Origin of the sequence: Bremerella alba (genome assembly GCF_013618625.1) — a bacterium.
Lineage (GTDB): Bacteria > Planctomycetota > Planctomycetia > Pirellulales > Pirellulaceae > Bremerella > Bremerella alba.
The window spans coordinates 1-25,716 of the sequence record NZ_JABRWO010000015.1 but is presented as its reverse complement, the minus strand read 5'-3'; the positions used below and the strand labels follow the sequence as shown (position 1 = coordinate 25,716).

The 25,716-nt window shown below is 57.2% G+C and carries 16 protein-coding genes; 3 read left to right on the top strand and 13 right to left on the bottom strand.

The annotated features are described in order from the left end of the window. Positions 1 to 27: 27 nt before the first annotated feature. Positions 28 to 3,345: a bifunctional [glutamate--ammonia ligase]-adenylyl-L-tyrosine phosphorylase/[glutamate--ammonia-ligase] adenylyltransferase gene (gene glnE, locus HOV93_RS22430; protein ID WP_207398793.1), complete on the bottom strand. Its 3,318-nt coding sequence runs from the start codon at positions 3,343 to 3,345 to the stop codon at positions 28 to 30. Positions 3,346 to 3,683: 338 nt separating this feature from the next. Between glnE and HOV93_RS22425 the strand changes: the two genes are divergently transcribed. Further along, entirely contained in the window at positions 3,684 to 4,223 is a 540-nt protein-coding gene (locus HOV93_RS22425) for a DUF2617 family protein (RefSeq protein WP_207398792.1), read from the top strand. A gap of 308 nt (positions 4,224 to 4,531) precedes the next feature. Here HOV93_RS22425 and HOV93_RS22420 read toward each other — a convergent pair whose 3' ends face one another. From HOV93_RS22420 to HOV93_RS22385, 8 genes are all read right to left on the bottom strand, one after another. Continuing rightward, entirely contained in the window at positions 4,532 to 5,332 is an 801-nt protein-coding gene (locus HOV93_RS22420) for an alpha/beta fold hydrolase (RefSeq protein WP_207398791.1), read from the bottom strand. 84 nt (positions 5,333 to 5,416) lie between these two features. After that, positions 5,417 to 5,869 carry a DUF2752 domain-containing protein gene (locus HOV93_RS26515; protein ID WP_207398790.1) on the bottom strand — a complete coding sequence of 151 codons (453 nt, stop codon included), beginning with the start codon at positions 5,867 to 5,869 and terminating at the stop codon, positions 5,417 to 5,419. Beyond that, positions 5,866 to 7,824, bottom strand: a complete 1,959-nt coding sequence (locus HOV93_RS22410; RefSeq protein WP_207398789.1) for a tetratricopeptide repeat protein — start codon at positions 7,822 to 7,824, stop codon at positions 5,866 to 5,868. Before HOV93_RS22410 ends, HOV93_RS26515 begins: the two co-directional genes overlap by 4 nt. A 181-nt stretch (positions 7,825 to 8,005) precedes the next feature. Then, positions 8,006 to 8,446: a response regulator gene (locus tag HOV93_RS22405; protein ID WP_207398788.1), complete on the bottom strand. Its 441-nt coding sequence runs from the start codon at positions 8,444 to 8,446 to the stop codon at positions 8,006 to 8,008. A gap of 613 nt (positions 8,447 to 9,059) precedes the next feature. Next, complete coding sequence (locus HOV93_RS22400) at positions 9,060 to 10,259, bottom strand: FIST signal transduction protein (protein WP_207398787.1); 1,200 nt, start codon at positions 10,257 to 10,259, stop codon at positions 9,060 to 9,062. A 62-nt stretch (positions 10,260 to 10,321) separates the two neighbouring features. Then, the gene (locus HOV93_RS22395) at positions 10,322 to 11,164 is read right to left on the bottom strand and encodes a thiazole synthase (protein ID WP_207398786.1); all 843 of its coding nucleotides are present in this window, start codon (positions 11,162 to 11,164) and stop codon (positions 10,322 to 10,324) included. Then, positions 11,164 to 11,364, bottom strand: a complete 201-nt coding sequence (thiS, locus tag HOV93_RS22390) for a sulfur carrier protein ThiS (protein WP_207398785.1) — start codon at positions 11,362 to 11,364, stop codon at positions 11,164 to 11,166. Before thiS ends, HOV93_RS22395 begins: the two co-directional genes overlap by 1 nt. A gap of 222 nt (positions 11,365 to 11,586) precedes the next feature. Continuing rightward, entirely contained in the window at positions 11,587 to 12,138 is a 552-nt protein-coding gene (locus tag HOV93_RS22385) for a hypothetical protein (RefSeq protein ID WP_207398784.1), read from the bottom strand. A 483-nt stretch (positions 12,139 to 12,621) separates the two neighbouring features. Between HOV93_RS22385 and HOV93_RS22380 the strand changes: the two genes are divergently transcribed. After that, positions 12,622 to 14,115: a hypothetical protein gene (locus tag HOV93_RS22380; RefSeq protein WP_207398783.1), complete on the top strand. Its 1,494-nt coding sequence runs from the start codon at positions 12,622 to 12,624 to the stop codon at positions 14,113 to 14,115. A 292-nt stretch (positions 14,116 to 14,407) separates the two neighbouring features. On the opposite strand, the gene HOV93_RS22375 is transcribed toward HOV93_RS22380, so the two are convergent. Continuing rightward, on the bottom strand, positions 14,408 to 14,791 hold the full coding sequence (locus HOV93_RS22375; protein ID WP_235990809.1) for a CoA-binding protein: 384 nt from the start codon (positions 14,789 to 14,791) through the stop codon (positions 14,408 to 14,410). 334 nt (positions 14,792 to 15,125) lie between these two features. Next, entirely contained in the window at positions 15,126 to 22,145 is a 7,020-nt protein-coding gene (gene uvrA / locus HOV93_RS22370) for an excinuclease ABC subunit UvrA (RefSeq protein ID WP_207398782.1), read from the bottom strand. Between the two features lie 496 nt (positions 22,146 to 22,641). Here uvrA and HOV93_RS22365 point away from each other — a divergent pair, with 496 nt between their 5' ends. Continuing rightward, the gene (locus tag HOV93_RS22365; protein WP_207398781.1) at positions 22,642 to 23,607 is read left to right on the top strand and encodes a C-terminal binding protein; all 966 of its coding nucleotides are present in this window, start codon (positions 22,642 to 22,644) and stop codon (positions 23,605 to 23,607) included. 438 nt (positions 23,608 to 24,045) lie between these two features. Here HOV93_RS22365 and HOV93_RS22360 read toward each other — a convergent pair whose 3' ends face one another. Continuing rightward, positions 24,046 to 24,807 carry a hypothetical protein gene (locus tag HOV93_RS22360; RefSeq protein WP_207398780.1) on the bottom strand — a complete coding sequence of 254 codons (762 nt, stop codon included), beginning with the start codon at positions 24,805 to 24,807 and terminating at the stop codon, positions 24,046 to 24,048. Positions 24,808 to 25,312: 505 nt separating this feature from the next. Then, positions 25,313 to 25,716, bottom strand: a 404-nt coding sequence (locus HOV93_RS22355) for a hypothetical protein (protein WP_207398779.1), incomplete at its 5' end; no start/stop codon positions are given.

Genomic DNA, 25,716 nt, shown 5'->3' with positions numbered 1-25,716 from the left:
AACTGAAAAGGCACAACCGCGTTTCGCTTATCCAGCGGCTGCCTTATCAAAGATCAGGTCGAACCGGCGGCGGGTTTCGCGGGTCATTTGGCGGCACTCTTTCAGCAGCGTGGCGGGGTCTTCGTAGTCGAGCAGGTAGGCCAGCTTGGCGACCTCTAAGCGTTCTTCCGGCAGGTCGTGCCGGGCCGTGGTGTTCATCAGCCGCAGTCGGGCTTCCACCATGCGGAGGAACTCGTACGCGTTGTAGAAATAGTCGTGGTCTTCTTGGCTGAGGTAGCCCTTTTCGTGCAGAAGCTTCAGGCCGTCGAGCGTGTTGGGCACCATCACTTCCGGGCTCTCGGCCAGGTGCTTCAGTTGCAGCATCTGCACGATGAACTCGATATCGACGGTTCCGCCTGGGCCGCGTTTGATGTTGTTCCGCGAAGCCGTTTCTTCCATGCGGGTTCGCATCTTGCGGATCTCGTCGGCATCGGAAGGTTTCCAGGGCCGACAAGCAATGGCATCGCGAACGGTTTTCTCGGCTGCTTCGCACCCACTTGGCGGGCCAAAGATCGGCCGGGCCTTGGTCATGGCCTGACGTTCCCATAACTCGCCGGTTCCGTTGGCGTGGTAGTTGTAAAGATCTTCCAAAGTCACGGCCATGGGCCCGCTCTTGCCGGTCGGGCGAAGACGCGGGTCGAGTTCATACAGCCGACCATACGGCCCCAACTCGTTCACGCTCTTGATAATCCGCTGGCCGAGCTGGCCGAAGAAATGCTGGTTGGTCGTGCTGCTCGCGCCCCGATGCCGGGCATCAACAACCGTATTTCCGTTGCCTTCGTAGACGAAGATGATGTCGAGATCGCTATGGTAGTTCGGTTCGGCCCCACCGATTTTACCGAGACCGAGAATGATCAAATCGCACGGCGTGCCATCGGGCAGACGTGGTTCGCCAAAGCGGGCAACCAGTTGGCGATACTCGCGAAAGACGATTTGGTGCAGGCAAACTTCGGCCACGTCCGAAAGCGTTTGCAGCCGTGTATGTAGGTCCTTCTTACGCAGAATATCGAGCACACCGACCCGCAGATGCATCAAGTTTTTGAAGCTGTGCAAGATCGGCATGATGTCTTCGGCCCCGCGGCAGAGCTCTAAGATCATCTCTTCCAACACGCGTCGGCTCGGCAAACGATCGAGCATGAGCGAGTCCATCAACTCGTCGATCATGCCGGGGTTGCTGATCAGCACGTTCGAGAGATACGGACTACCGGCACACAGCCGCACGTACAAATGCAGCGTCGCCGGGTTCGCGCTGAAAAGCTCCCACAACACTTCTTTGCCCCCGAGCGAATCGCTTACCTGGGCCAGGTTCACCAGGGTCGAGTCGGGGTCTGGCGTTTGCGAAATGGCTTCGAGCAGTTGGGGCGCGATCGCTGCGAGAAAGTGTCGGCAACGACGCGTCGACAGAAAACGCACCCGCTCGCGGGTTAGCGCCATCACATTTTCGTAGGCGATCTTTGGATCGTGGAAGCCGTAATCCGAGAGCGCTTCGTCGATCGCGTCGGCGGTTGGCTCAGGGTCGAGAACCAGATCGACGACCGGGGCGGTGACCTCGTCGTCGGGAAACGCGTCGTGCAGCAGGTGATCGAGAATCTTGCGATTGATCTCGGTCTTCTCTTGGAAATCGGCTTGAAACTTGGTGAGCGCTTTGAAGTCGGCGTCGTCGACATAGCCCATCCGCATGGCCAGCTTGTTGCGTTCCAGCGGCTCGCTCGGCAGGGAATGGGTTTGCAGGTCGAACATGATTTGCAGGCGATGTTCGACCTTACGCAGAAAGCTGTAGTTGTCTTTCAGGATCGCGCTTTCCTGCAGTGTCAGGCAGCCCACCTCTTCGAGCGTGCGAATTCCTTCGAGCGTGTTCGGCGTGCGGATCTGCGCCAGGTCGCCACCGTTGAGCAGTTGTAAAAACTGAATGACGAACTCGATATCGCGAATGCCGCCGTGCCCTGTCTTGACGTTGGCATCGACCGCGCCGGCGACGGTTGCCCGTTTCTCGATCCGGCGTTTGAGGGCTTTGATGCCGGTGATATCTGCCCGGCTGAGATAATTGCGATAGATCCACGGTTCCTGCTTTTCGAGGAACTCGTCTCCCAACGCGGCATCGCCGGCACAGGCCCTCGCTTTGACAAAGGCCTGGCGTTCCCATGTGCGGCCGAGGATATCGTAGTAGTGCAGCGCCCCTTCCAGGCTGTTGATCAGCGGGCCATGGCTTCCCTCGGGACGCAGCCGCATGTCAATTCGATAAGGCGTGCCAAGCTCGGTCGGTTCGGTCAGCAGCTTCATCAATCGCTGCCCGACGCGTTCGAAGTATTCTTTGTTGGTGATCGATTTCTCGCCGTCGGTGTTGCCGTCACCGTCGTAGAGAAACATCAAGTCGATGTCGCTCGAGTAGTTCAACTCGGACCCGCCTAGCTTGCCCAGCGCGATGACACTAAACCGCGGTGTGCCGGCCTTGCCATTGCGACTGCTACGCGGCTTGGGGTTACCGAAACGCTGCGAGACCAACTTGCATGCGGCCTGGTAAGCGGCTTCGATCAATGCATCGGCCAGGAAAGAAATTTGGCGTGTGACGGTCTCGATGTTTTGATTGCAGATCAAGTCGCCATAAGCGATCCGCAGCGTCTCGCGCCGCTTGGTGCGCCGCAGCGCTTTCATGATCGCTTTCTCGTCGCTGAGTTGCCGGACCTCGGTCACAATCTCGGCGACCAGATACTGCCGCGCCGCCGGCTGCCCATCGGTGATCCGAATCAACTCGAAGCTTTCTGGATCCGAGATGATTTGATCGCTGAGGCTTTGACTCGAACTGAAGATCCGGACCAGCGTGGTCATGGAAGTCATATCGCGTTCGAACAAGGCGGCGAGACTAAGCGGGCTTCGGGCACGGCTGAACAATCGCTCTAAATTATTCAGCGCCATGTCCGGATCACTACAGCCGGGAAGCGCATGGGCTAACTGCCCGCAAAGGGACGATTGCAAGTCGATCGGCAAGTTCAACCGCACGAAGCTGTTTATATTTTCTCGGCCGCGCGCCGTGTTAACAATCTTCAGTTGCGAAAGCCACTTGCTTGCGTCCTGAGAATTTTCAGCAAGCGTAGCGAAATCAGATACGGTCATAGTCGCTTCGAAGGGCCGCTCGTTAAAGTATTTGCCCTGGTGATTGCCGTTGTCTGCCGGGGGCGCGGAAAGCAGCGCAAGTGCAATCAGGGTCGCGAAATGGGTGAATTCAGTAAACCACCATTCTAAGCGGAAAACAACCGTTCCGATAGCAAGCAAGCAAACAAGAAAGCCGCAAAAAAGTTGACATTTCATGCCCCGGCAGAATTCGTCAAAATAGGATCGTGCGTTTTCCGTTTGAAGTGTTCCGTTTTCAGCGAGAAACATGTTCCTGCTGAACGCTGAAAACTAAACACTTCAAACTCCATCGCCTTAAGCGATGGTAAAAGTCAAGTCCTTGCGAAAAAATTCGTGCGGTAAATAATCAAATTCAGGCAGGCCAAAAAACGGTATTCCTCGGGAAATTATGGCCTGTCTATAATCAAGGACGCCGGCGCGTACTATGCTTGCACTAGCCATGCGGCTCTAGCTCGCTGCGGTAAGTCATCGAGATCAGGAGGATCTCGCCGCCTTAAACTGAGAAGGAGTTTTCATTGCTTTCGATCCGTCCAAGAGTTGCTCAGCTGGCCTTTCAGCTTTACACGAGGCCACTTCACCCGGAACTGTTCGAGGCGTTTCAAACGCGAACAGTCGAGCGCGGAGGGTACACTCTGAAGATGGATATCACCAACTGCGGTCATGTTCTCACGTGGCGGCACGAAGGACTCACGCTAACGGAAGTGTGCACCTCGGCCCAGCAAGATTTACCGACCAAGCGGCGCATCATGGCCTATCCGATTAAAGGCCGTCGCAAAGATCAGTTTGAATGTCACGGCATTCGCTATCAAACCACGTTTCAATTGGAATCCGTCTCGCCGAAGCTTTTTCGGATGTGCCAGCGTGAATTGTGCAACGACGATCGCAAGGTCGGTTTAGTGCACGAATTCGATTCGAGTGGACGCATGAACATGGGCGCTGTCAGCTACATGAACGCCGAGACCCGCAACCGCAGCGTCTTCATCCAAGCGTTCCACACCTTCCCCGACGACCAGGCGATAGTCAAAACGGAAACCTATTTCCGCCTGCCAGGGTAACGGGAAGTGAACCGCGATGGGCGCGGATCAGTTGGAAGCTCACCAACCAAGGGTGCCCCAGAGATTTATCTCTCACCTAGCCGCAGGCTACAAGCGGCTAATGCATGGGGTTGGTTGCGGATGGAGACGTTCTAACTTGTGCATACCTGATGCATGAGCCGCTTGTCGGCGATGCCGACCCAGAGATAAATCTCTGGGCTACCCGGTCGTTCGGATCGAGTCGAAACACGTCCTGCTTACCCCCGACCATCTGCGTAATTCGCAGTTAGAAAATTTCTTCCCGCAGGGGCGAGGGGACAGGAAAGTGTTTATTCCAGGTCGCGGCAGAATGGTAGCACGGCTTCGCACAATGCTGTGGGGTTCTCCATGGGGACCATGTGTCCGGCGCCGGGAATCTCGACAAACTGAGCCCCTGGGATCTTGGCGGCAAAGCCTTTCATTTCTTCTGGCGGGCTGATGACGTCGTGCTCGCCACTGATGACGAGGGTCGCAATGGTAATCTCATTCAACCAGCTTTCGACGTTGGGCCGCTGGGCCATGCCGCGCTGGGCGGCGGCTACTCCGCGGGGATCTTGCCGCAAGATCATCTCGGTCAGCGCGGTGGCTACTTCCGGCTGTTCGCTACGGGTGCTTTCGGCCAGAAGTTTGGGCAGCATGTTAACCGGCACGTCCTCCATGCCGGCCGACAAAACCGCTTCGGCTGCGATTCGGCGTGCCCTGGATTGGACCTCGTCGTCGGCGATAGCCCGCGTGTCCAGCAGAATCATGCGGCTCAACCGATCGCGATGGCGCTGCCACATCTGCCAGCCGATATAGCCCCCCATGCTCAGGCCGGCAAAGGTGATTTGTTCCGAGATTTCCAACGCATCTAAAATCGCGGCAATGTCGTCAGCAAACATCTCCATCGGGACGATCTCGCGATAGCCGTCGCTTTGGCCGAAGCCGCGTAAGTCGATCGCAATCACCTGATGTTGCTCGGCCAGCGAGTCGAACACGGCGTCCCACATGTGATGGTCTAAGGGAAACCCATGCACCAGGACCAGCGGACTTCCCTCCCCTGCGATGCGAACGTGGAACGAGGTGTCGCCGATTTGCAGTGTTTGGTCCATGGGAATGCTCCGCCGGTTGAAGTCACAAGATGATAGCCGCCTGTCATTGTCGCAGACGGCGACGGAATTGGGAGAGGTGCCTGGTTAGACCAGCTTCCCAATCCACTGCACCATCAGCACGATCCCGATCAGCCCCCAGATCCAAAGCGAGGCCGAGTTCAAGTTCCAAGCTGGCAACCCGCGACGTATTCGCCACAGTTGGGCGATGCGATAGGGTATCTGAAAGAGGACCACACCGAAGATTAAGATCCCAGCCGGGTTGAAGGCCAGCGAGGCGTCCAGTTTGCCGTGAGCGATGGAAATGAAGCTTCGCGTCAGACCGCAGCCGGGGCAGTCGATGCCAGCCATGTTCTGCATGCTGCAGGTCGGCGGCAAGGCGAGATTCAGCCCGGGGATAACCACATCGTGTGGCCCATCGGTATAAAGCACAAACGAGAGGATCGTCACCACCACGGCCATGCTTAGCATGATAATGTGGAAGCTCCACTTCGGCCGGGGGACATCGCTATCCAGCGGCATCACGACCGAAGAACTCACGGCTTGCCCTCTTCCTGGGTTTCAGGAAAGTGCGAGTCGGGGCTGGGCAGCAGCTCGATGGTTTCGAACTCGATGTTGTTCGCTTTGCACTTCTCGGCAAACTCTTGGTACTTCTGGCGAATCATGCCTGAGTGCGGGATCTGCATGGCGGCCATGCGCTGATACTTGACCGCAGAAGCCCAGTCTTTTTTGGCCGCGTGGCAATGGGCCAGTGTGTCTAAGTAAGCACCATTGCCAGGCTGCATTTCCAGCGAGAGTTCGCTCGACGCGATCGCGTGGTCGAAGTCTCCGTAGGTGTTGCAGACGAGCCAGGCGTATTGATTGCAGTAGTTGGCCATCTGCGAGCCTTGAGCGCCCATGAAGTCGTCGCCGCGGCTGTTCTCTTTGAAGATCTCGTACTGCTTTTGAAACTTCTCGACAAACGGCTTGTAGAAATCGACCGTGTGGTCGATGTGTTCCTTGGCCTTGGCTTTCCACATGTCGTCTTGCTGGCCCACCCGATACGAAGCAATCAACACGTCCGCTTCGTCCTCGTAGTATTTGAGGGCCTTGTCGAGGTCCTTCTTGGCGGCGGCCAGGTCGCCGCGTTGTTCGGCGGCGGTCGCGCGGAAAAGATAGCTGCGGGCCAGAAAACGCGAGATGGCTTCGTCCCGATCGGAATTGAGCGGGTTCTTGGGACCGAACTTCTTCTCGACCGCTTCCACCCAAGGCCACATCACCTCGGCGGCTTTTTCTGGCGAGCCCAGGTCGTTTTCCAGTTCGCCCAGTTGCATGCGCGCCAGCATCGATTCCCGTTCCATGGGGTCGCCGAAGCTGTCGATCACGTAGCGATACTCGTTACGGCTCCAGCGGTAAGTGCCCCGGTCGGAAAGAGCCTGGGCAGTCAGGTAATGGCTGTCGTACGAGTCAGGCTCTAGCTCGAGCGCTGCCTGGGCGTACAGTTCGGCCTTTTCGATATGGTCTTGCACTAGCTCTGACTCGGCCAGCAGGTACAGCAGCGAAGGGTTCTCGCCAAAGGGGCCACCGATCGGCATGCCATCGAGCGCCGGAGACTTCTTCGCGTGGTATTCGGCAAGTTGACCGACCACCGAAGGCCCTTTGCGATCGAGAAACCAGGTCGTCAGATCGAGCAGTTCGCTTTCTGAAAATTTGGCACTGATGCGAATGACATCTTCCATTGTTGCCAACGCTTCTTCTTGCTTGCCCTGCTCGCGCAGCTGATCGACTTCCCACCGCACCAGGTCGAGCACAACCTGTTGGCTGGTAAGCGCTGGCCGCGTGGTGAACAGGTCGATCTCTTCGGTGATTTGGTCTTCCCACTGGGCGATCGCTTCGGTGGGTTGGTTCAAACTGGTACGGAAGATCTTCAGCCAGCTAGGCCCCACGCGCGGACTGTCCTCGATGCGCTCGGAAATGATTTCGATGATCTGCGGCTTCTCTTCGGCCGAGGATCCTTGAAATTGGATCGACGCTGCCAGCGCGGCTTCTTTCGAGAGAACTTCTGAAACGTCGTAGCGGCTGATGCGGCAAAGCGCACTCAGCGCGTCCATTGTGTGCAGTCGCGACAACTCGCCAATACGGCTCCGGCGATTGTCGACGTTCAAGTTGCCGTAGCGATTAAGATAGGCGTTGACCTCTTCCGAGAACTCAGGGCGAGTCCATTCGATTTCGACACTACGAATGAGGTACTGAGCGCGGCGGGCAATTTCCAAATCGGAATCGCGCATCGCTCCGAACAACTGATCGAATGCCGCGATGCCCATTCGGGCCAGATCGGACTGAGCCCTTTCGCGAACGGTAAAGTTACGGTCGCCGAGCTGGGTGATCAGCGCCTGAACTTTATCGGGTGCGTTGGCCGATGCCGACTGCGCATGGGCCGAAACAGCAGACCACGGTCCGAGCGTTAACAAGCAGACCGCGGCTATCTGAAAGCCGAGCCGTACATTCCAAGGCATAGATCGTTCCTCGCCATGACAAAAGGGACTCCTTAAGGATACCCCTCAGGGCCGCCTCGAAACAAGGCAAGAGTCCGAAGTCCTCTGCCTGTGAGCCGCCGACAAGCAAGAAAGTCGGCGAGACAAACGTTCATGCCTGCATCGGCATGAACGGTGCAGCGATTGCCTGACAAGCGGGGGGTTAGCTGCGGCTGTTTTCCATCTGCTCGATGTACTGTCGCAGCCGTTCGTTCTCATTCTCGACGTTTTTTAGGCGAAGCATGTTCTCGACGCGCTTGGTCAATTCGATGCGATTGACCGGCTTCGAGAGGAAATCGTCGGTCCCGGCAGCGACAGCCCGTTCGATATCGCCCAGTTCGTTCAGCGCCGTAACCATAAGTATCATAATACCTTTGGTCGATGGCTCGGCCTTCAGCTGCTTGCAGACCTCGAATCCGCTGAGCTTGGGCATCATCACGTCTAGCAGGATCAAGTCTGGCTTGAAGCTGGCGACTTTGTCGAGCGTATCTTGTCCATTGACGGCGATTTCCGTATCGCAGTCGACGCCGGCCAAAAAGGCCTCCAAGAGTTCAACATTGGCTTGATTGTCGTCGGCAATCAAAATCTTGTAGCTGTCCGCCATGGTGCTCCTCAACATATCCCGAAAGGGCGAATCGATCTCGTGATTATAGAAGCCAAGTCGCTTCGCGGAAACGGCTGATACGGCCTGGGCCTGGTAACTTAGTTGAGGTTTCTCGCTGAGTAATTAGGCTGGAAAGGATCCAACTGCTTTGCTTTGAGGATATATGGCCGTGAATTATCGCCTTCTGGTACGCATTCCGACTGCCTTGATTGTTTTGACCAAGATGCTGTTTGTGGCCTGTCTGTGGGTTCAAGCCGGGGGGGCCGGCTAGTGAATCACCGGAAATTGAAGTCGCAGCGAGTTCGATTTCACGAAGATCGAATACGGTTGATGGAGTTGGAACGGCAGCTGCTGCCGTGAAGTGCCCGGTAGGCTTATCTACGAAGCACACGCCTTGTTAAAGCACATGCCCAGTTCCACGGGGTGGCCCAGAGATTTATCTCTGGGTAGCCGCAGGCTACAAGCGGCTAGTGCATGGACGATACCTAAGATGGAAACGTTCTACTTCCTACAAGCCTGATGCATGAGCCGCTTGTCGGCGATGCCGACCCAGAGATAAATCTCTGGGCCAACCACCCAGTGGTGCACCACTTTTGCTCTACCTGGAATCGCGTTACTCGGACTTCTCTTCCAGTGCTTCCAGAACTGCCACGCTTGCCGTGAAGCCGTGCAGGAAATTTTTGCCAGCGACCGGTCCGATTTCTCCCGAGGCGAAGAAGCCCGCGTTGGGGATCTTGCCGAATGCTGTTTTCAGGCAGTTCGCATCGTGATGCGGTTCGCTGAAAAGTTTCGACCCGCGCCCATTGCAAGTGAACGTGAGCACCGACATCGGGGACGATCCGTTCTTCTTCATTTCCGCCGTCAACTGCTTGAGTTCGGCCGATGCCGAGAACTCGTCGCGCACATGAAACTGCACCGTCTGGCCTGGCTTCACGTAGTCGCCGATCATAAGCGACCCGGTTTCTTTTTCGATCCCAACCACGTTGCGAACGATGAAGTCTCCTTGGCTGCGGTCTGCCTGGTATTCGTCGACCACGCGTCCGATGTGAAGGCCACGGCTGACCAACTGTTGGTCGGTAACGGGCAGCGTTTTATAGATGGCTTCAAGCTGATTGAGGGCCGGCAGTCCGCCGAGTTCGTGAACGACGTTGCGTTCGGCCTTGGTGATAATCAACGGATCGCCGATGGGCCGGCAACCTTGGGAAACGATCGTTCGTACGCGGATGTTTCCATGCAGGTAAATCAAGATGCCGCCGCTATCGAAAACGCGATCCCCCAGGATCAAACGATTCTCGCCTGGCTGATAACTGCCGCTGGCAATCCCGCCGATCACCGGAATGCCTGGTTGATCTTCGTTGATGCGCTCGAGCAGCAGGTCGGACGGAAAGCTGAAAGGCTCGGCCACTGCAAGCGTACAGGCATCTTTAGGCCAAGCACTTGGCAGTTGGTCTGACCAACCCACAATCGAGCCACCATCAGGGGTGCGCTGAAACTCTAAGTGCATCGGCAAGACGGTCGTCTGCGGCAAGTGGGCCAGCCACAAGCTGATCGCAGGCGTATCTTCCGCTTCGCGTGATTCGCCGATGATCGATTCGCCGGTGCAGCCGATGACATTCGAGGTGCCCAGCAGACGCGTCAATTCTTTGGCGACGACTTCCGCATTTTCGATATGATGCGGCGAAAGAAAGACGAGCGCCAGATCGACCGGTGCAGCCAAGGCGTCGAGCGCTTCTCGCACGACTTCCGCGAGCGCTTCTTCGGTGGTTTCTTGAACGGAAAGTGCCGCGGCAAATTTGGGGTGCGGCTTGGTCATAGGTTCTGCTTAACTTTGTAAGTGGACGGGAACTGCTCTGCCCTGCAGACGTGCTTGGGCAACTAGTTACTCGTGCGGTCGATGACGCCATCTTCCGGGCTGCTGGCCGAAGCATACAGCCGCCGAGGAATCCGACCAGATTGAAACGCCAAACGACCCGCCTCGGTCGCATGCCGCATCGCATGGGCCATCCGCACAGGTTCTTTGGCGTGGGCGATGGCCGTATTCAACAGCACGCCATCGACCCCCAGTTCCATGGCAAAGGCCACGTCGCTGGCCGTACCCACGCCGGCGTCGACAATCACCGGATAGTCAGGGTCTTCTCCCTTGAGATACTCTAGGCAGATCCGGATGTTGTTCGGATTCAAGATCCCCTGCCCCGAGCCAATCGGGCTGCCGGCGGGCATCACGGCCGTCGCGCCGACTTCCTTAAGGCGTTTTGCAATGACCGGATCGTCGGTCGTGTAGCATAAGACCTGAAAGCCCAGCCCGACCAGTTGCTCGCATGCCTGGACTGTTTCGACCGGGTCTGGCAGCAGCGTTTTGGTGTCGGCCAGGACCTCGAGCTTGACCCAGTCGGCACCGGGGTTCTCGAGCCCCAGCAAGATCTCTCGACCAAGCTTGGCGGTCCGCACGGCGTCTCGGGCGTTGTAGCAACCGGCCGTGTTGGGCAATAGCGTATAGCGATGGAAGTCGATGTAGTCCAGCAGATTACGACCGGTGGGGTCGTACAGTTTCTCGCGACGAACGGCCACCGTCACGCACTCGCTGCCGGAAGCTTCCAGCGACTGCTGCATCAGTTCAAGCGTATCGTACTTGCCGGTCCCCACAATCAGTCGACTGCGCAGTGTGTGTGTGCCCAAAACGAGAGGGGCGTCGTTGGTCGTTGTTTCGACAAGACTCATTAGCCACCTCCGACTAGGGTTACGACTTCTAACTGGTCGCCATCAGACAACTTATGGCTACCATGTTCGGCACGAGGAATGAGTTCTAAGTTGACTTCCACCGCGATGAATTTGGGATTCAGCGAAAGTGTTGCGACGATATCCGCCACCGAGGCACCCTCGGGAACGTCGCGTTCCTCTTCATTAATGCGTATTTTCATGAAGCTCTCAGACAGAAAATCAGGCCGCATTGCCAACCGGCAGCCTCTTTGGGCCGTTGGCCGGGCCTTTGTCAAGTTTACGGCGAGAGGGTTTCTCTCGACAACCGGACGATTTGCCCAGGGCTGCGTTTTCCGGCGGAATTGCGGGTTTGAACCAAAAGAAAGGGCCTGCTTCGGCAGCGAAGCAGGCCCGATCGAGTGTCTTGTTAACCAATTCGCAAACTACGGTTCACGAAGCATGACATTGCGAGCGGTGCCGGAATCTAACAAGATCAAAGCGCCTTGCTGCGGTGCGCCTCGTGCGGCCAGCGTTCGCTGCCACGGCACCCCATAGACGACGAAACGACCGGTGGTCGAATCGATGACATACACAACGCAATCCCCAGGACGCGTGTTGCCCCCTTGGCCGGGGAAACTGGCCGCACCGGTCAAAATCATGTACGACGGCTTCTTCGAGGCGTCGGCACCCATGTCTTGCAGCACATTGGTGCGGAACAAGCCGGCAAACTTCGTTGTGCGGCCATTCAAGACCGCGCACTGGAGGTCGCCGGTCAATGAATCGAGGGTAAATAGACCTTCTATTTCTTCATCCACGCGGCCGGTCGCGGCGCACATGGTTTCGCTCCAGGTGCTCGCCGTGGCGCTGACCGGGATTTCGATGGCTGGTTTTTGCAGTTGAAGTCCGACCGTCATGCCAACGATAGCAAACGCCGTCATGACGCTTCCCACCGCGAAACTTGCTAGCCAGAAACGAGTTGTCGAATCGAGCTTCATGAATTGAGTCCTCAAAGGTTTCCATCAAAGGGGGAAGAAAAGATTGGCCCGAAGTCGGCCGGAAGAAGCTACTTAAAGGGTGCTGGTCCCCAGGATCGCCGAGCCGAATTTCGCCTAACGTGGGCGTCAATGCCCTAACCATCCGACATCGTACGTGGTTTCTCCCTAATGTGCCAGAGATAAGTTGGGTTCGAATCGCCAGCAGGCTGCTGGCTAGGACGGTGGCGAAAGCGGCACTCATGGCTCGACGGGCGTGTCCTTGCGTTTTTAACGGAAATGCGTATTCTTCTTGAAGTTATGAACACCGAAGCTCGATCCCAAACTTCTTGAAAATCCCGCATAACGAGTGGTCGCTGGGGCTTGGAATCGGGCATTCGATTAGTTGATAATAGGATTTGGTGGATGCCAATCCGGCCGGATCCTCCACAATCGGCCGTAAGTTGCGTCGGATAGACCTCGTCGAACTACCCCTTCAGCCGGCTGATGCGCGAGATACTCTTTCAATACGAAAGCGTTAACCCGACGACTTGGGCTTACCTGTCGTCGCTGCTGGTGATCGGGCTGTACTTCAAGTTCAACCGCGTCTGGAGCGTTCGCAACCTCGATATCTTGCTGATCATTGGCCTTTCGCCTGGGCTGTTGATGGTCTACTTCGGTCAGCAAAGCATCAATATCGCGCCCAGCCTGCCGCTGATTGTCGCGGAGGCAGACCCGCTGGTACCAGAGTTAGAACCGGCGGTGCAGTTTCCCGACCAGGCCGCAGCCGCGCTACCGACCGAAGAAAAGCCCCCCCCGACGCGGCAAGAGCTGCTGCAGGTTGGTAAAACGCTTGAGAAAGCTGGCTACATCTGGCTGTTTTGCTTGAGCGCTTTGATCGTCATTCGCTTGTTTCTCGACCCGACGATGGTTCGACGCCCGATGCTCGAGCCGAACCTGACCATTGGCGGGATGACCTTTATCACCTGTGCGCTGTTCATCTTTTTGATGACCAATGTGATTGTCGGGCGTCCGTCGGATGCCGACCTGCGCGGCGTTCGCGAGGCCTCGAAGAGCAGCCCCGAGGAAGTCGAAGAGTCGCTCCGGCATTTCGGTCCTGGCTATCGTATGCTGCTGTTAGTACCTCGAATTCCGACCTATCAATTGGCTCAGCAAGGAGAGCCAACCGACCTGGCAACGACCGAACACATTACCGTCATCGTCACCAAAACGATGGCGATCCTGGCGAACTTGGCTTTGATCGCTGGCATCATCCTGGTGGGCTACCGTCATTTCGATAACGTGAAGATGGGGGTCGGGGCAGCGATGTTTTACTTCCTGCTCCCCTACTCTGCCGTCTATACCGGCCGGATCGATCACGTCATGCCGGCGGCGCTGCTGGTCTGGGCGATCTTCTTTTACCGCACACCGCTGGTCTCTGGCATCTTCATGGGCTTCGCGATCGGAACGCTCTATTACCCGTTGTTTCTGCTGCCGCTATGGTTCAGTTACTACTGGGAACGCGGCCGCGGTCGTTTCCTGATTGGGGTGGTCGCGACCCTCGCTTTATTGGCGTTGTCGTTGGCGCTGACCTCGTCCGACTTCGAGACCTTCCTGAACCAGTTCCGCGCGATGTTCGGTTTGTGGCTCCCCCGCGACGAAGGCTACACCGGCTTCTGGAACTACTATTTCAACTCGAACGCCTATCGCATTCCCGTCTTGGCAGGGTTTGGCGTGGTCTCGATCGCGTTTGCCATTTGGCCCGCTCAAAAGAACCTGGGGACCCTTCTCAGCTGCACGGCCGCCCTGATGCTTGCCGCCCAGTTCTGGCATGCCAACGACGGAACGACCTACATTGCTTGGTACATGCCGCTGATGCTGCTGACGATCTTCCGCCCGAACCTGGAAGACCGCGTCGCGCTCCGGGTTATCGGCGAAGGCTGGCTGAAACGATCCCGCTCAGGATCAAAGCCCAGCGACGAAGAGAAACAAGCCGCCTAGCATAGGTTTAAACCCAGTATGGTTGGCACAGAGATTCATCTCTGGGTAGCCGCAGGCTACAAGCGGCTAGTGCATCAAGCTTGCACAAAATAGAACATCTCTATCGTTGGTAACGCCCATTCATGAGCCGCTTGTCGGCGATGCCGACCCAGAGATAAATCTCTGGGCCACCCCTGGTTCGGCAGGTCTTGTCTGTATCGTTTTTGAGCCGGCTCGACGAAAAAAGGCCGCGTCTTTTGACGTGGCCTTTCCTATTGGTGTCTACCAGCTTTGAGGAGGATCAGCGTTTCGCTTAGTCGAGTGCGTTGGGCGTTACGCCGACATCGACGATGCTGCAAGCCTGGATCGGGTCGATGCCACGTTGCCGGGCAGCTTCTAACAGTTCGGAGCTTTCGCTGCCAGGATTGAAGAAGACTTCCCGGGCCGGTTTGGAAGCGATGTCGCTCACCATCTTCATGCCCACCGCCGGCGGAACGTAAACGCTGATGCGGTCCAACTGATCGACAGGAATGTCTTTCACTGAGGTGTAAACCTTCAGTCCTTCGATCTCGCCACCCTTGGGATTCACAGGGTAAACATCGTACCCACGTTCTAAGTGAGCTCGGACGGATTTGTTCCCATATTTGGAACGCTCCTCGCTTGCTCCCAAGATGGCCACAGTTGGCTTCGACATCATTCGCGATCTCCTCAATAAGATTGGAGGGACATATCAGAAAGCAACCAGGAACATCTGGTCTGCGAACGCCCTAGACTTCCATTAATAACGGGAATCCGCATGACGTCAAATGTCGAAATCGAGTCGTCCGAGACTCCCGTTTCGACGAACGTTCCTGGGGCGCTTAGAGTTACGCGAATAGGTCAATCCATGACCATCAAGAAAAGAATTTATATTATTCGAGACAATTTTCTCGGGCTCAGTTCGCAACCGCGGAACTACGTTTTACCCCGTATTTCCACGGTCAAAACACATCCTTTTGCGCAAGGGGAACCTCGCTATCACAATCTAATCTTTAGAGGAGCGATTGCTGACCAGAAGAAGATTGTCCATCAAAGTTCTCCTTCAAAAACGCTCGCAAATCGCCTTTTTCCAAGTCGGCTTCGCTCCGGAAATGAATCCGCACAACCTCTTCGCCGACGCGCGATTGATCGACATTCGGTTCATGACCTAAATCGGCAATTCTTCCCTGCGTAGTGGACGCGTGGGATGACTTCAATTCCAGGCGGACATGCTCTGGTTTCTTTGTGGTCACCACCGCCCAGGCCGTGCGCTTGCCAGGGATCATCATGTTGATGAGCATCTGGTTGTTCCACAAGATTTCGCCATGCGGAGCGACCTCGCTGAGAAGCTCGATCAGTTCCTCTAGGACCGTTTGTTCCCAGGCTATCTTCTTGCCTGGCGGAAAGCCTTTACGCGAGAGGTGCCACTTCTCGCCGAGCTTTTTCCACGGCATGTGGCTTTCCACGTCATGACTGATGGTCGACTCGTACCGTTGAAAGCCGATGATGGCGTCGTCGACAAACTTCCAGAATTCCGGCTTGTTAAGCTCTTGCCAGCTGTGGGCCTTGATTTCGACTTCCTGGAAAGGTCCTCGCAGGTTCTTCACGACTACCCGCGGATCGTTGCTATAGATAGGCAACTCGTCCATCTGATTCAGCGTCAGCAGGTCGAGTTCCTGAGGAAGTTCATACTTGTTGAACGTTCCCTTCATCACGCGAAACTTCAGCTTCACCAGCCAGCTTTCGCCGCTGATGCCATGGAAGAACCAGCCGTCCGACTTTCTCTTGGCGGCAATCTCGACGATCGTTCTCGAGTTCCAATTGGCATCGCTGAACGAGTCGGAAGCTTGAATCCGATCGACCACTTCGGACAGGATCTTGCCATCCCAGTTGCATGGCTGCCCGTCGCGGCCAACGCGATTTTTGGTATGCCAGAGCCGCCCGTCGATCTCCCAGGGCATTTGAATCTGGGCACCCACATCGTCGATGTCGAGGTCCCCTTCGCGTTCTTCGTTGGTGGCGTGCGGATCGTACAGCGGACGCTCTTCGAGCGGGGCCGCTTCCAGAACCGGACCGAGCGCTTCGCCGGTATGGCTGCGAAGCCAGGTCATGCCCCGTTCGTCGCTGAGGGTCGATTCTTCGCTCTTCTGCTTCTTGGCCAGCTTCAGGAACGACTTCGAGTACGCGACGATATCTTCCGGCGTACCCACCGTCACGACCTGGCCGCCAGCCTGACCCGCTTCCGGTCCCATTTCGATGACCCAGTCGGCCTGCTTCAAGATGTCGAGATTATGCTCGATCACGATCACCGTGTTGCCCAGGTCGACCAGGCGATGGAACACATCCAGCAGCTTCTTGAGGTCTTCGAAGTGCAGCCCGGTGGAAGGTTCGTCGAGCAAATACAGCGTGCGTCCGGTGTCGGGCCGAGCCAGCTCAGAAGCCAGCTTCACACGTTGGGCTTCCCCACCGGAAAGCGTCGGTGCCGACTGGCCGAGCGTGACGTAATCGAGACCCACATCACACAGTGTTTGCAACGTGCGGCGAATCTTGGGGATGTTCTCGAAGAGCTGCACGGCCTGACCGCACGACATTTGAAGCACTTCGGAAATCGACTTGCCGTGGAACTTGACCGCCAAGGTTTCTTCGTTGTACCGCAGTCCGTCGCACGTTTCGCACGTGACCCACACGTCGGGCAGGAAGTGCATCTCGATGCATTTTTGCCCCATGCCTTGGCAGTCTTCGCAGCGTCCCCCTTCCACGTTGAAGCTAAAGCGACGAGCCGTGTAGCCGCGCACCTTGGCATCGGGAAGCTGAGCGAACAGATCGCGAATCAGATCGAATACACCGGTGTAAGTGGCCGGATTGGAGCTAGGGCTGTTACCAATTGGCTGCTGATCGACCCGGATGACTTTGTTGATGTTCTCCATGCCACGCAACGCGTCGTGCGCGCCGGGGATGGTCGCGGCGCGGTGCAGTCGACGAGCCAGCGTGTTGTAGAGAATGTCTTGAACCAGCGTGCTTTTACCGCTACCACTCGGGCCGCAAATGGCCACCAATGCCCCCAGCGGAATCGAGGCGTTCACGTTCCGCAGGTTGCGGTGGCTGGCACCGACGATCTCGAGCCATTCGCCGGAAGGGCTACTGAAATCGGCGATCACGTCCTCGTCCGAGTTATTGGCGATCGACATCATCCGGCGATTCGACGGAGCGTAGATCGCCTGTTTGCCGGAAATGTAAGGACCGGTCACCGAGTCGGGGGCTTTGGCAATTTGCTTAGGCGTACCCTCGGCCACGATCGTTCCACCGTGACGACCTGCTTGAGGTCCGAAGTCGATCAGGCGATCGCTTCCTTCAATCACTTCCTGATCGTGTTCGACCACGATCAACGTATTGCCCAGGTCACGCAGCCGATGCAGCGCCTTGAGCAGGCGAAGATTGTCGCGCGGGTGCAGGCCAATCGTCGGTTCGTCCAGCACATACAGCACACCGCATAGCCCGCTGCCGAGTTGGCTGGCCAGGCGAATACGCTGGGCTTCCCCGGCGGAAAGCGTGGGGGCCGTGCGGCGAAGGGTCAGATAGTCGAGACCGACATCTAGCAGGAACTGCACGCGGTTGTCGATTTCTCGGAGCAGTTCTCCGGCGATCTTCTGCTCGCGTTTTTTCAGCTTGGCCGCGCGGATGAACTCGAGCAGTTCGGCCAGCGGCAAGCTGGTGAGGTCCCGCGTCGTCTTCTTGCGGAACCGGACTGCCGAAGCGTCGTCACGCAGACGCGAGCCATCGCAGGTCGTGCATTCGACTTCCGCCACCAGCGATTCGAGCTGACCGCGGAACGAAGGGCTGAGCCGCGAGGCATCTTCCAACGCCGGGTACAACCCTTTGAACTGGAAGCGGAACTCGATCTTAGTCTTCTTCTTGTCGGCGAAAATATCGTATTGCGTATCGCCGGTGCCATGCAGAATGATTCGCCGCTGACGTGCTCCGAGCTGTTCAAACGGAACATCGATCGGAATCTTATTCTTCAGGCAGATCGCTTCGAGCATCTTCATCGCGGTGGGCGACTTTAAGTCAGGCCACAACCGCAGTGCACCCTCGGCCAGGGTTCGCTTGGGGTCGCTGAGCAGGGCCGTCGGATCGGCCCCTGTTTGCGTTCCCAGGCCTTCGCAGTCGGGGCACCAGCCGAGGTAACTGTTGAACGAGAAGTTATGCGGCGAGAGAGGTTCGAAGCTGCGGTCGCACGATTCGCACGAGAGCTTCTGACTCAAACGCTTGGTCCGCCAATGGGCTTCGGGGACGTCGTCTTCGGCATAGGCGATCACCAGCACGCCGCTCGATTGGCTGAGGGCGATTTCTACGCTGTCGGCGATGCGCGGTCGGGCATCCTGGCGAACGGAAATGCGGTCGACGACCACTTCCACTTCATGCTTGCGGCGGCGGTCGATCTTGGGGGGACGATCGATCGTATGCACGACGCCGTCGACACGAATCCGCTGGTAGCCGGCGGCTTTGATTTCTTCCCACAGGTCCGAGTATTGCTGACCGGTATCCAACGTCCGCGGGGCGAGCAGGAACAGCTTGGTCCCCTCTTCTTCCTGCAGCACTTTGTCGGTGATTTGCGTCGACGTTTGCGTCTTAATCGGGATATCGCAGTCTGGACAATGCGGCTCGCCCAGGCGGCTCATCAGCACGCGCAGGTAGTCGTAAATTTCCGTTACGGTACCGACCGTCGAGCGGGGCGACTTGCCGAGGTTCTTCTGCTCGATCGCGATCGCAGGCGAAAGCCCCTCGATGTGGTCGACCTTCGGTTTCTGCATCTGGCCGACGAACTGCCGCGCGTAGGCGCTCAGGCTTTCGACGTAGCGTCGCTGGCCTTCGGCGTAGATCGTATCCATCGCCAGCGAGCTTTTACCACTACCACTAGGACCGCAGAAGACGGTCATCTTGTCGCGATCGATACCAACGCTGACGTCCTTCAAGTTGTGCATCTTGGCACCACGCACGTCGATCCGCTTGGCAAGAACCTTGATGGTCTGCTGCGACTCTTTCGCTGCGCGTTTAATCTCGGCCACGGCTCGGCTGGTTTCGCCTTTGAGCAGCGGCTTGAGCGCTTGACCGGTGAACGATGCCTCGACCTTCGCCACGTCTTCAGGCGTGCCTTCGGCGACGATCGTACCACCCTTAACGCCCCCTTCAGGGCCCAGGTCGACAACCCAGTCGGCCGTTTTGATGACGTCCAGGTTGTGCTCGACCACTAGCACCGTGTTGCCGACCTTGGCAAAGTCGTGCAGGACCTTCAGCAGCATCTTCGTGTCAGCAAAGTGCAGCCCGGTGGTGGGCTCGTCCAGCAGATACAACGTCTTGCCGGTGCTTCGCTTCGAGAGTTCCTTGGCCAGCTTAATACGTTGGGCTTCACCGCCGGAAAGGGTCGGCGAAGGCTGGCCGAGCTTGATGTAGTCGAGCCCGACATCGTGCAGCGTTTGCAGCTTCAGGGCGATCTTCGGGACGTTCTCGAAGGTCTTTAGCGCCTCTTGGACGTCCATCTCTAAGATGTCGGCGATCGACTTTTCTTTGAACAAAATCTCCAGCGTTTCGCGGTTGAAACGATGTCCTTCGCAGACCGGGCAGGTCACCCAGATATCGGCAAGGAAGTCCATTTCCAGCTTGTTGGCCCCGTTCCCTTCACAGGCACTACAGCGACCCCCATCGACATTAAAGCTGAAGCGGCCCGGCTTGTAGCCCCGCTTGCGAGACTCTGGCAGCTGCGCGAACAGGTCGCGGATCTCGTCGAACACTTTGATGTAGGTCGCCGGGTTGCTGCGTGGCGTGCGGCCGATCGGGCTTTGATCGATGGCGATCATCTTGTCGAGATGCTCGATCCCTTCGATCCGTTCGTGTTCGCCCGGCTCGCCCAGGCCGCCGTTCAAATCACGCCGCAGCGCTTCGACGAGGATGCCGTTGATCAGCGAACTCTTACCGCTACCACTGGCCCCGGTGATGCAGACGAAGCCGCCCAGCGGAATCTCGGCGGTGATGTTCTTCAAGTTGTTTTGGGCGGCACCGACAATGCGGAGCTTCTTTTCGCCCAAGGGACGGCGCGTTTCAGGGATCTCGATCTTGTCTTTGCCCGAGAGAAAACGCCCGGTGACGCTTTCATCGACGGCTTCCAGTTGCTTGGCCGAACCTTGTGCGACGACGTACCCGCCACGCACGCCGGCCCCGGGACCGAAGTCGATGATGTGGTCGGCGACGCGCATCGTGTCTTCATCGTGCTCGACCACCAGGACCGTATTGCCCAGGTCTCGCAGGTCGTTCAGCGTGGCCAGCAGACGGTCGTTGTCGCGCGGGTGCAGGCCGATCGACGGTTCGTCGAGGATATACGTCACACCCACCAGTCCGCAGCCGATTTGACCGGCCAGGCGAATTCGCTGCGATTCACCGCCGCTAAGTGTGGGGGCCGTTCGGTCGAGCGTCAGGTATTCGAGCCCCACATTCTGCAAGAAGCCGAGCCGCCCGCGAACTTCCTTGACCGCTTCGTCGGCGATCTTTTGCGAAAGACTATCGAGCTCTAACTCGTCGAAAAAGTCAGACGCTTGCTGGATCGACAGCTGGCAGATTTCGGGCAGCGAACGCGAGCCATCTTCGCCGAACGCCTCGCTGGTCGTGGTTATTTTGACGCTACGAGCCTGAGGGTTCAGGCGTTCGCCATGGCACTGCGGACAGATAACCGTGGCCATGTACTTTTCAAGTTGACGCTGCTGCGGCTTCGAGTTGGAGTTGCGGTACTTCTCCAACAAATCGGGCACGATGCCGCCATACGTGCCGCCGTACATCTGCGGACTGTTGCCGCCCCGCCAGGTGAAGGTGATGTGCTCGTCGCCGGTGCCCCACAGCAGATAATCTTGCTGCTCTTGGCTCATGTCGCGCCAGGACGTTTCCATGATGGCCCCTTTGCCCAGGTCGTACTTCCGCTCCATGGTGTCGGCCATGCCCTGGTAGATGTGACGCTTCCAGCGGCCGAGCTCTTTCCATTTGCCCAGCAGTTCGATCGCCCCTTGCTTGAATGACAAGGTCACATCCGGTACCAGCAGTTCGGGATCAAACGTATAGACCTTGCCCAGGCCGTCGCACGTCGGGCACATCCCCTGCGGCGAATTGAAGCTGAACAGCTGCGGCGTCGGCGGACTGTACGAGATTCCACAGTCGACGCAGGCATAGTCGACCGAGAACATCATGTCCCCTGCGACGGCCGTTTTGCTGCGTTTGCTTTTGGCGCGTTTCTTTTTCGGAGCGGCGTCTTCGGCTTCGGGGTTCTCATCGTCGCGCGGGGCGATGATGAGGCTGCCTTCGCCCATTTTCAGGGCCAGTTCGACTGCCTCGGACAGGCGTCCACGGACCCCCTCTTTGATGCTCAGACGATCGACAACGAGTTCGATGTTGTGCCGCATCTGCCGATCGAGCTGCAGATCGTCGTTCAGCTGGATGATCTCGCCGTCGACTCGAGCACGGACGAAGCCTTGCTTGAGGAGGTCGATGAACAGATCTTTGAACTCCCCCTTCTGGACACGGACCAGCGGTGCTAGCACCGAGAACGACGTTCCTTCTTCCTGCCCGAGAATCCGTTCGAGGATTTGTTCCCGCGTCTGGGCGGTGAGCTTTTTACCGCATTCGCTGCAGTACCCTTGGCCAACCCGCGAGAGAATCACGCGCAGGTAGTCGTAGATTTCGGTGATCGTACCGACCGTGCTGCGAGGGTTGTTGCTGGTCGTCTTCTGGGAAATCGAGATGCTGGGGGTTAAGCCACCGATGAAGTCGACATCGGGCTTGGGCATCTGGCCCATGAATTGCCGCGCATAGCTGGACAGACTCTCGACATAGCGCCGTTGTCCTTCCGCATAGACCGTATCAAACGCGAGCGAGCTTTTCCCGCTTCCGCTCACGCCGGTCAGGCAAATCAGTTTGTTGCGAGGAAGCGTCAGCGTGACCTCGCGCAGGTTGTGTTCGCGGGCCCCTTTGACTTCAATATCGGAAACCGGCATAGATGCTCGTCCGTGGGTTCACTTCGCGGCTAAGTTCGACCGAATTCATCGATTTTAAGGGACCTGCCAAGCATGGAGAAGGGTACGCCGTAACCCCTTGCCCAGGAAATGAGCAGTTCCAAACGGGACAGTTTGGAGATAACACGACAAGTAACCACCCATTTCACCTAAGATCTGCAGTGAAAGTGGAGATAAAACAACCAGAGGGGTGGCCTAGAGATTTATCTCTAGGTGGCCGCAGGTCACAAGCGGCTAATGAATGGATGTTACCCAGGATGGGAACGTTCTACTTCGTACAAGCTTGATGCATTAGCCGCTTGTCGGCGATGCCGCCCAGAGATAAATCTCTGGGCCACCCCCTGCTTGTCTTGGATCTGCGTCGATCGGTGAATTCCGTGGTTCCTTCTGCTCGATCCCCTTCTGAATTGGTTAAAAAAATTTGTTACGATAGGCGGTTTTCCCGCTGAATCCTCTCCCAGACCGAAAGAGACACATCATGGCCAAATTCCACGTTTTGTTGACTGACTATGCCTGGGAAGAGCTGGAAATCGAAAAACAAGTTCTCGCCGATAACGATGTCGAGTTGATCGTGGCGACCGAGAAAGACGAGGATTCGCTGGCCGCTTTGGCCCAGCAGCACCAGGTCGACGCCATCATGACCAACTGGGCTCAGGTTACTGAAAAAGTCATTTCGGCCTCTCCTAAGGTGAAGATCGTGGCCCGGCTGGGGATTGGGCTCGATAACATCGACATGGCGTACTGTACGTCGAAAGGCATTTTGGTCACTAACACGCCAGACTATTGTTTGACCGAAGTGGCCGAGCACACGTTGGCGTTGATTTTCGCGTGTGCCCGAAAGGTGGCCATGTACCACCACGACACCATGAGCGGCAAATACGACCTGACGGCCGGCCCTATCATGCGTCGGATGGAAGGTCAAACGCTGGGGATCGTCGGTTTAGGCAATATCGGCATGCTGCTGGCCGCAAAGGCCAAGTGCTTGGGCCTGAACGTGGTGGCTACCAGCCGCAGTGGTAAGTCGATGGAGGGCGTCGAGACGGTGGAAATGGACGACCTGCTGGCCAAGTCGGATTTCATTTCGCTTCTCATCCCGGCGACGCCTGAGACGAAAAAGTCGTTCGGAGCCGAGCAGTTCAAAAAAATGAAGCCAACGGCCTATCTGATCAACACGGCTCGCGGGGCAATTGTCGACCACGACGCTTTGGCCGCAGCGCTAGAAGCTGGCGAGCTGGCAGGAGCCGCACTCGATGTCCAAGATCCGGAACCCTGCGATTTGACGATCGCCCCCTACAACGACCCGCGCGTGATTGTCACCCCGCACGCGGCCTTTGTGAGCTTCGAATCGCTGGAAAACATGCGCAGTCGCGTCTCGCGGCAAGTGGTCGATTGCTTGCAAGGAACCACGCCAGAGAACGTCCGCAACGGGCTAACCGCCAGCTAAGCGGCATTCCCAACCCCTTAGCATGACCAACCAGGGGTGGCCCAGAGATTTATCTCTGGGTCGGCGCCGCCGACAAGCGGCTCGTGGGCTGGCGCTGTAGAGGATGGGGCCGTTCCACTTCGTTCAAGCCTGATGCACTAGCCGCTTGTGGCCTTCGGCCACTCAGAGATGAAACTCTGAGCCACCCATCCTGTTGGCAGTTGTCTTGACCCCTGGCCATTTCACTTCCCCAGGGGTGGCCCAGAGATTTATCTCCGGGTCGGCGTCGCCGACAAGCGGCTCATGGGCTGGCGTTGTAGAGGATGGGGCCGTTCCACTTCGTTCAAGCCTAATGCACTAGCCGCTTGTGGCCTTCGGCCACTCAGAGATGAAACTCTGAGCCACCCGATTGATGAGCCTTTCGATTGGGATGCCCGGTGTTGGGATCGATGCCCTGCTCTAGGTTGATTTTTCTTCGGGTAGAGGGCGGATCGAGAGGCCTCCGCTGCTGCGGATTTCGACTTCATACTTCTTGCCGGGGCGAACGCGCATCCCTTCCGATTCTTCGTGGGCCGCGCGGACGCCGTACTCCGAGGCCTTGACCGGGTCGTTGGCGATGTCCCAGAAGTTGTTCCAGATCTTGTTTTCAAACTCGTTCGGCTCGTCCCGCAGGCCATACGCTTCGGGGCGTTCCCCTTCCTTGTCGATCGTGAACCCGTCGATCGGTTTTTGATGTTCGCCGTAGATCTTCTGCAGGATGTAGATGGAAGCCGAGCGGAGCGGGTCGTTGGTTTCAACTAACTCGTCCTCGAACTTCACGACCTTGCCGTTCACGTAGACCATGTCCCCGTCGATCTTGAACTGCTGTGGCTTGGTGATCGGTTTGCCTTGGTCGTTCAGCTCGACGAATTCGATGATCGTCTGAACGCGCTCGGCATCGTCTGGCTTCTCTTGGCTCAGCACCGAAAGCCGCCCCACGCGGCGGTCGACCTTCAGCAGTTTCAGCCGCAGGGCGAGCAGGTCGATCTCGTTTTCCAACTCGCCAATCTTGGCGACGTGCTGTTCGATCTGCTCGTTCTTTTGGGCGATCTCCAGCTCTTTTTCGTTGTAAACCGACCACCCGTAGTACGAAACGGTCGAGAACGCGATCAGCAGCAGCAAGATCAACAACGTGCGAACCGAGTTATTGAACCGGTCGATGGTGTCCACCATCTTGGCCATACTATTGCTCCGTGAGGTTGCCCGCCGCTGCGGGAAGGGAAGTCGCGTCGTAGGTTGAAGTTACATTCGAGCCGCCTACCTCTATCGTACCTTGCCAGGGGAAGACGAACCAATGCCAACTACTGCAACCGCGATGCCAATAGGCAAGAATGGACGAATTCTTCATCCGGGGGCCACCGACGGTTGGCCTATTAACGATTGTAAGGCGCATGCAAAAGCAACCCGCGCATACGCAGGCTGGCAATCCGATCCGGTTGATCCGGTTTAGAGCGGAGTGTGTTTGTGCATGGTTAATCAGTACGTATTCAAGAAACCCTCACCCTCTCCCTTTCAAAGGGAGAGGGAACAGGAATTAGGGAGGTCCATGTAGGGTGAGAGCAGCGCCAGCGCATCGCACCACGAACAATGTTCACGCATTGCTTGCCGCTAGAGACCGCATTCGGTGCGATACGTTCCGCTTCGCGTCACTGCTCGGCACCCTACGAAGGTGATTTTCATCGCTTGATCACGGAGGCCCGCGTTCGGTTGCTGGAGAGCTTTGCGGCCTCTTTTCGGGTGCTATGCTCACGTCTTCGTGGGCATGGCTTTGCGATTCAGATGCTGTCTGCGACGCCCGATTAACCGCCAGGCTCGTCTTCGCATATTCCCGCAAACAAAGACGTGGCACACGCTGCACGCGTGCTTTCTTCGTATTACTGGGGCGATGACCGCGGACGTGGGTAGTTCGTGGAGCGAGACGTTCCGCTTGGCCGTGTTTCTTCAGCCGCTTCCGCAACCGCCTCACTTCGCCGCCTTGCAGGCCGAGCAGTTTGAGGTGAAATGAAACCCACGCCAGCGCGCGGTCCATTTCCTGGGCAGAAGGAACCCTGATCCCGTCGATTCTTCGCGGCTTCGGTTTGGAAACCTTGG

Coding starts and splice junctions, on each gene's coding strand:
- glnE (WP_207398793.1), bottom strand. CDS start 3,345: ATGAAATGTCAACTTTTTTGCGGCTTTCTTGTTTGCTTGCTTGCTATC.
- HOV93_RS22420 (WP_207398791.1), bottom strand. CDS start 5,332: ATGGACCAAACACTGCAAATCGGCGACACCTCGTTCCACGTTCGCATC.
- HOV93_RS22410 (WP_207398789.1), bottom strand. CDS start 7,824: ATGCCTTGGAATGTACGGCTCGGCTTTCAGATAGCCGCGGTCTGCTTG.
- HOV93_RS22405 (WP_207398788.1), bottom strand. CDS start 8,446: ATGGCGGACAGCTACAAGATTTTGATTGCCGACGACAATCAAGCCAAT.
- HOV93_RS22400 (WP_207398787.1), bottom strand. CDS start 10,259: ATGACCAAGCCGCACCCCAAATTTGCCGCGGCACTTTCCGTTCAAGAA.
- HOV93_RS22395 (WP_207398786.1), bottom strand. CDS start 11,164: ATGAGTCTTGTCGAAACAACGACCAACGACGCCCCTCTCGTTTTGGGC.
- thiS (WP_207398785.1), bottom strand. CDS start 11,364: ATGAAAATACGCATTAATGAAGAGGAACGCGACGTTCCCGAGGGTGCC.
- HOV93_RS22385 (WP_207398784.1), bottom strand. CDS start 12,138: ATGAAGCTCGATTCGACAACTCGTTTCTGGCTAGCAAGTTTCGCGGTG.
- HOV93_RS22380 (WP_207398783.1), top strand. CDS start 12,622: ATGCGCGAGATACTCTTTCAATACGAAAGCGTTAACCCGACGACTTGG.
- HOV93_RS22375 (WP_235990809.1), bottom strand. CDS start 14,791: ATGATGTCGAAGCCAACTGTGGCCATCTTGGGAGCAAGCGAGGAGCGT.
- uvrA (WP_207398782.1), bottom strand. CDS start 22,145: ATGCCGGTTTCCGATATTGAAGTCAAAGGGGCCCGCGAACACAACCTG.
- HOV93_RS22365 (WP_207398781.1), top strand. CDS start 22,642: ATGGCCAAATTCCACGTTTTGTTGACTGACTATGCCTGGGAAGAGCTG.
- HOV93_RS22360 (WP_207398780.1), bottom strand. CDS start 24,807: ATGGCCAAGATGGTGGACACCATCGACCGGTTCAATAACTCGGTTCGC.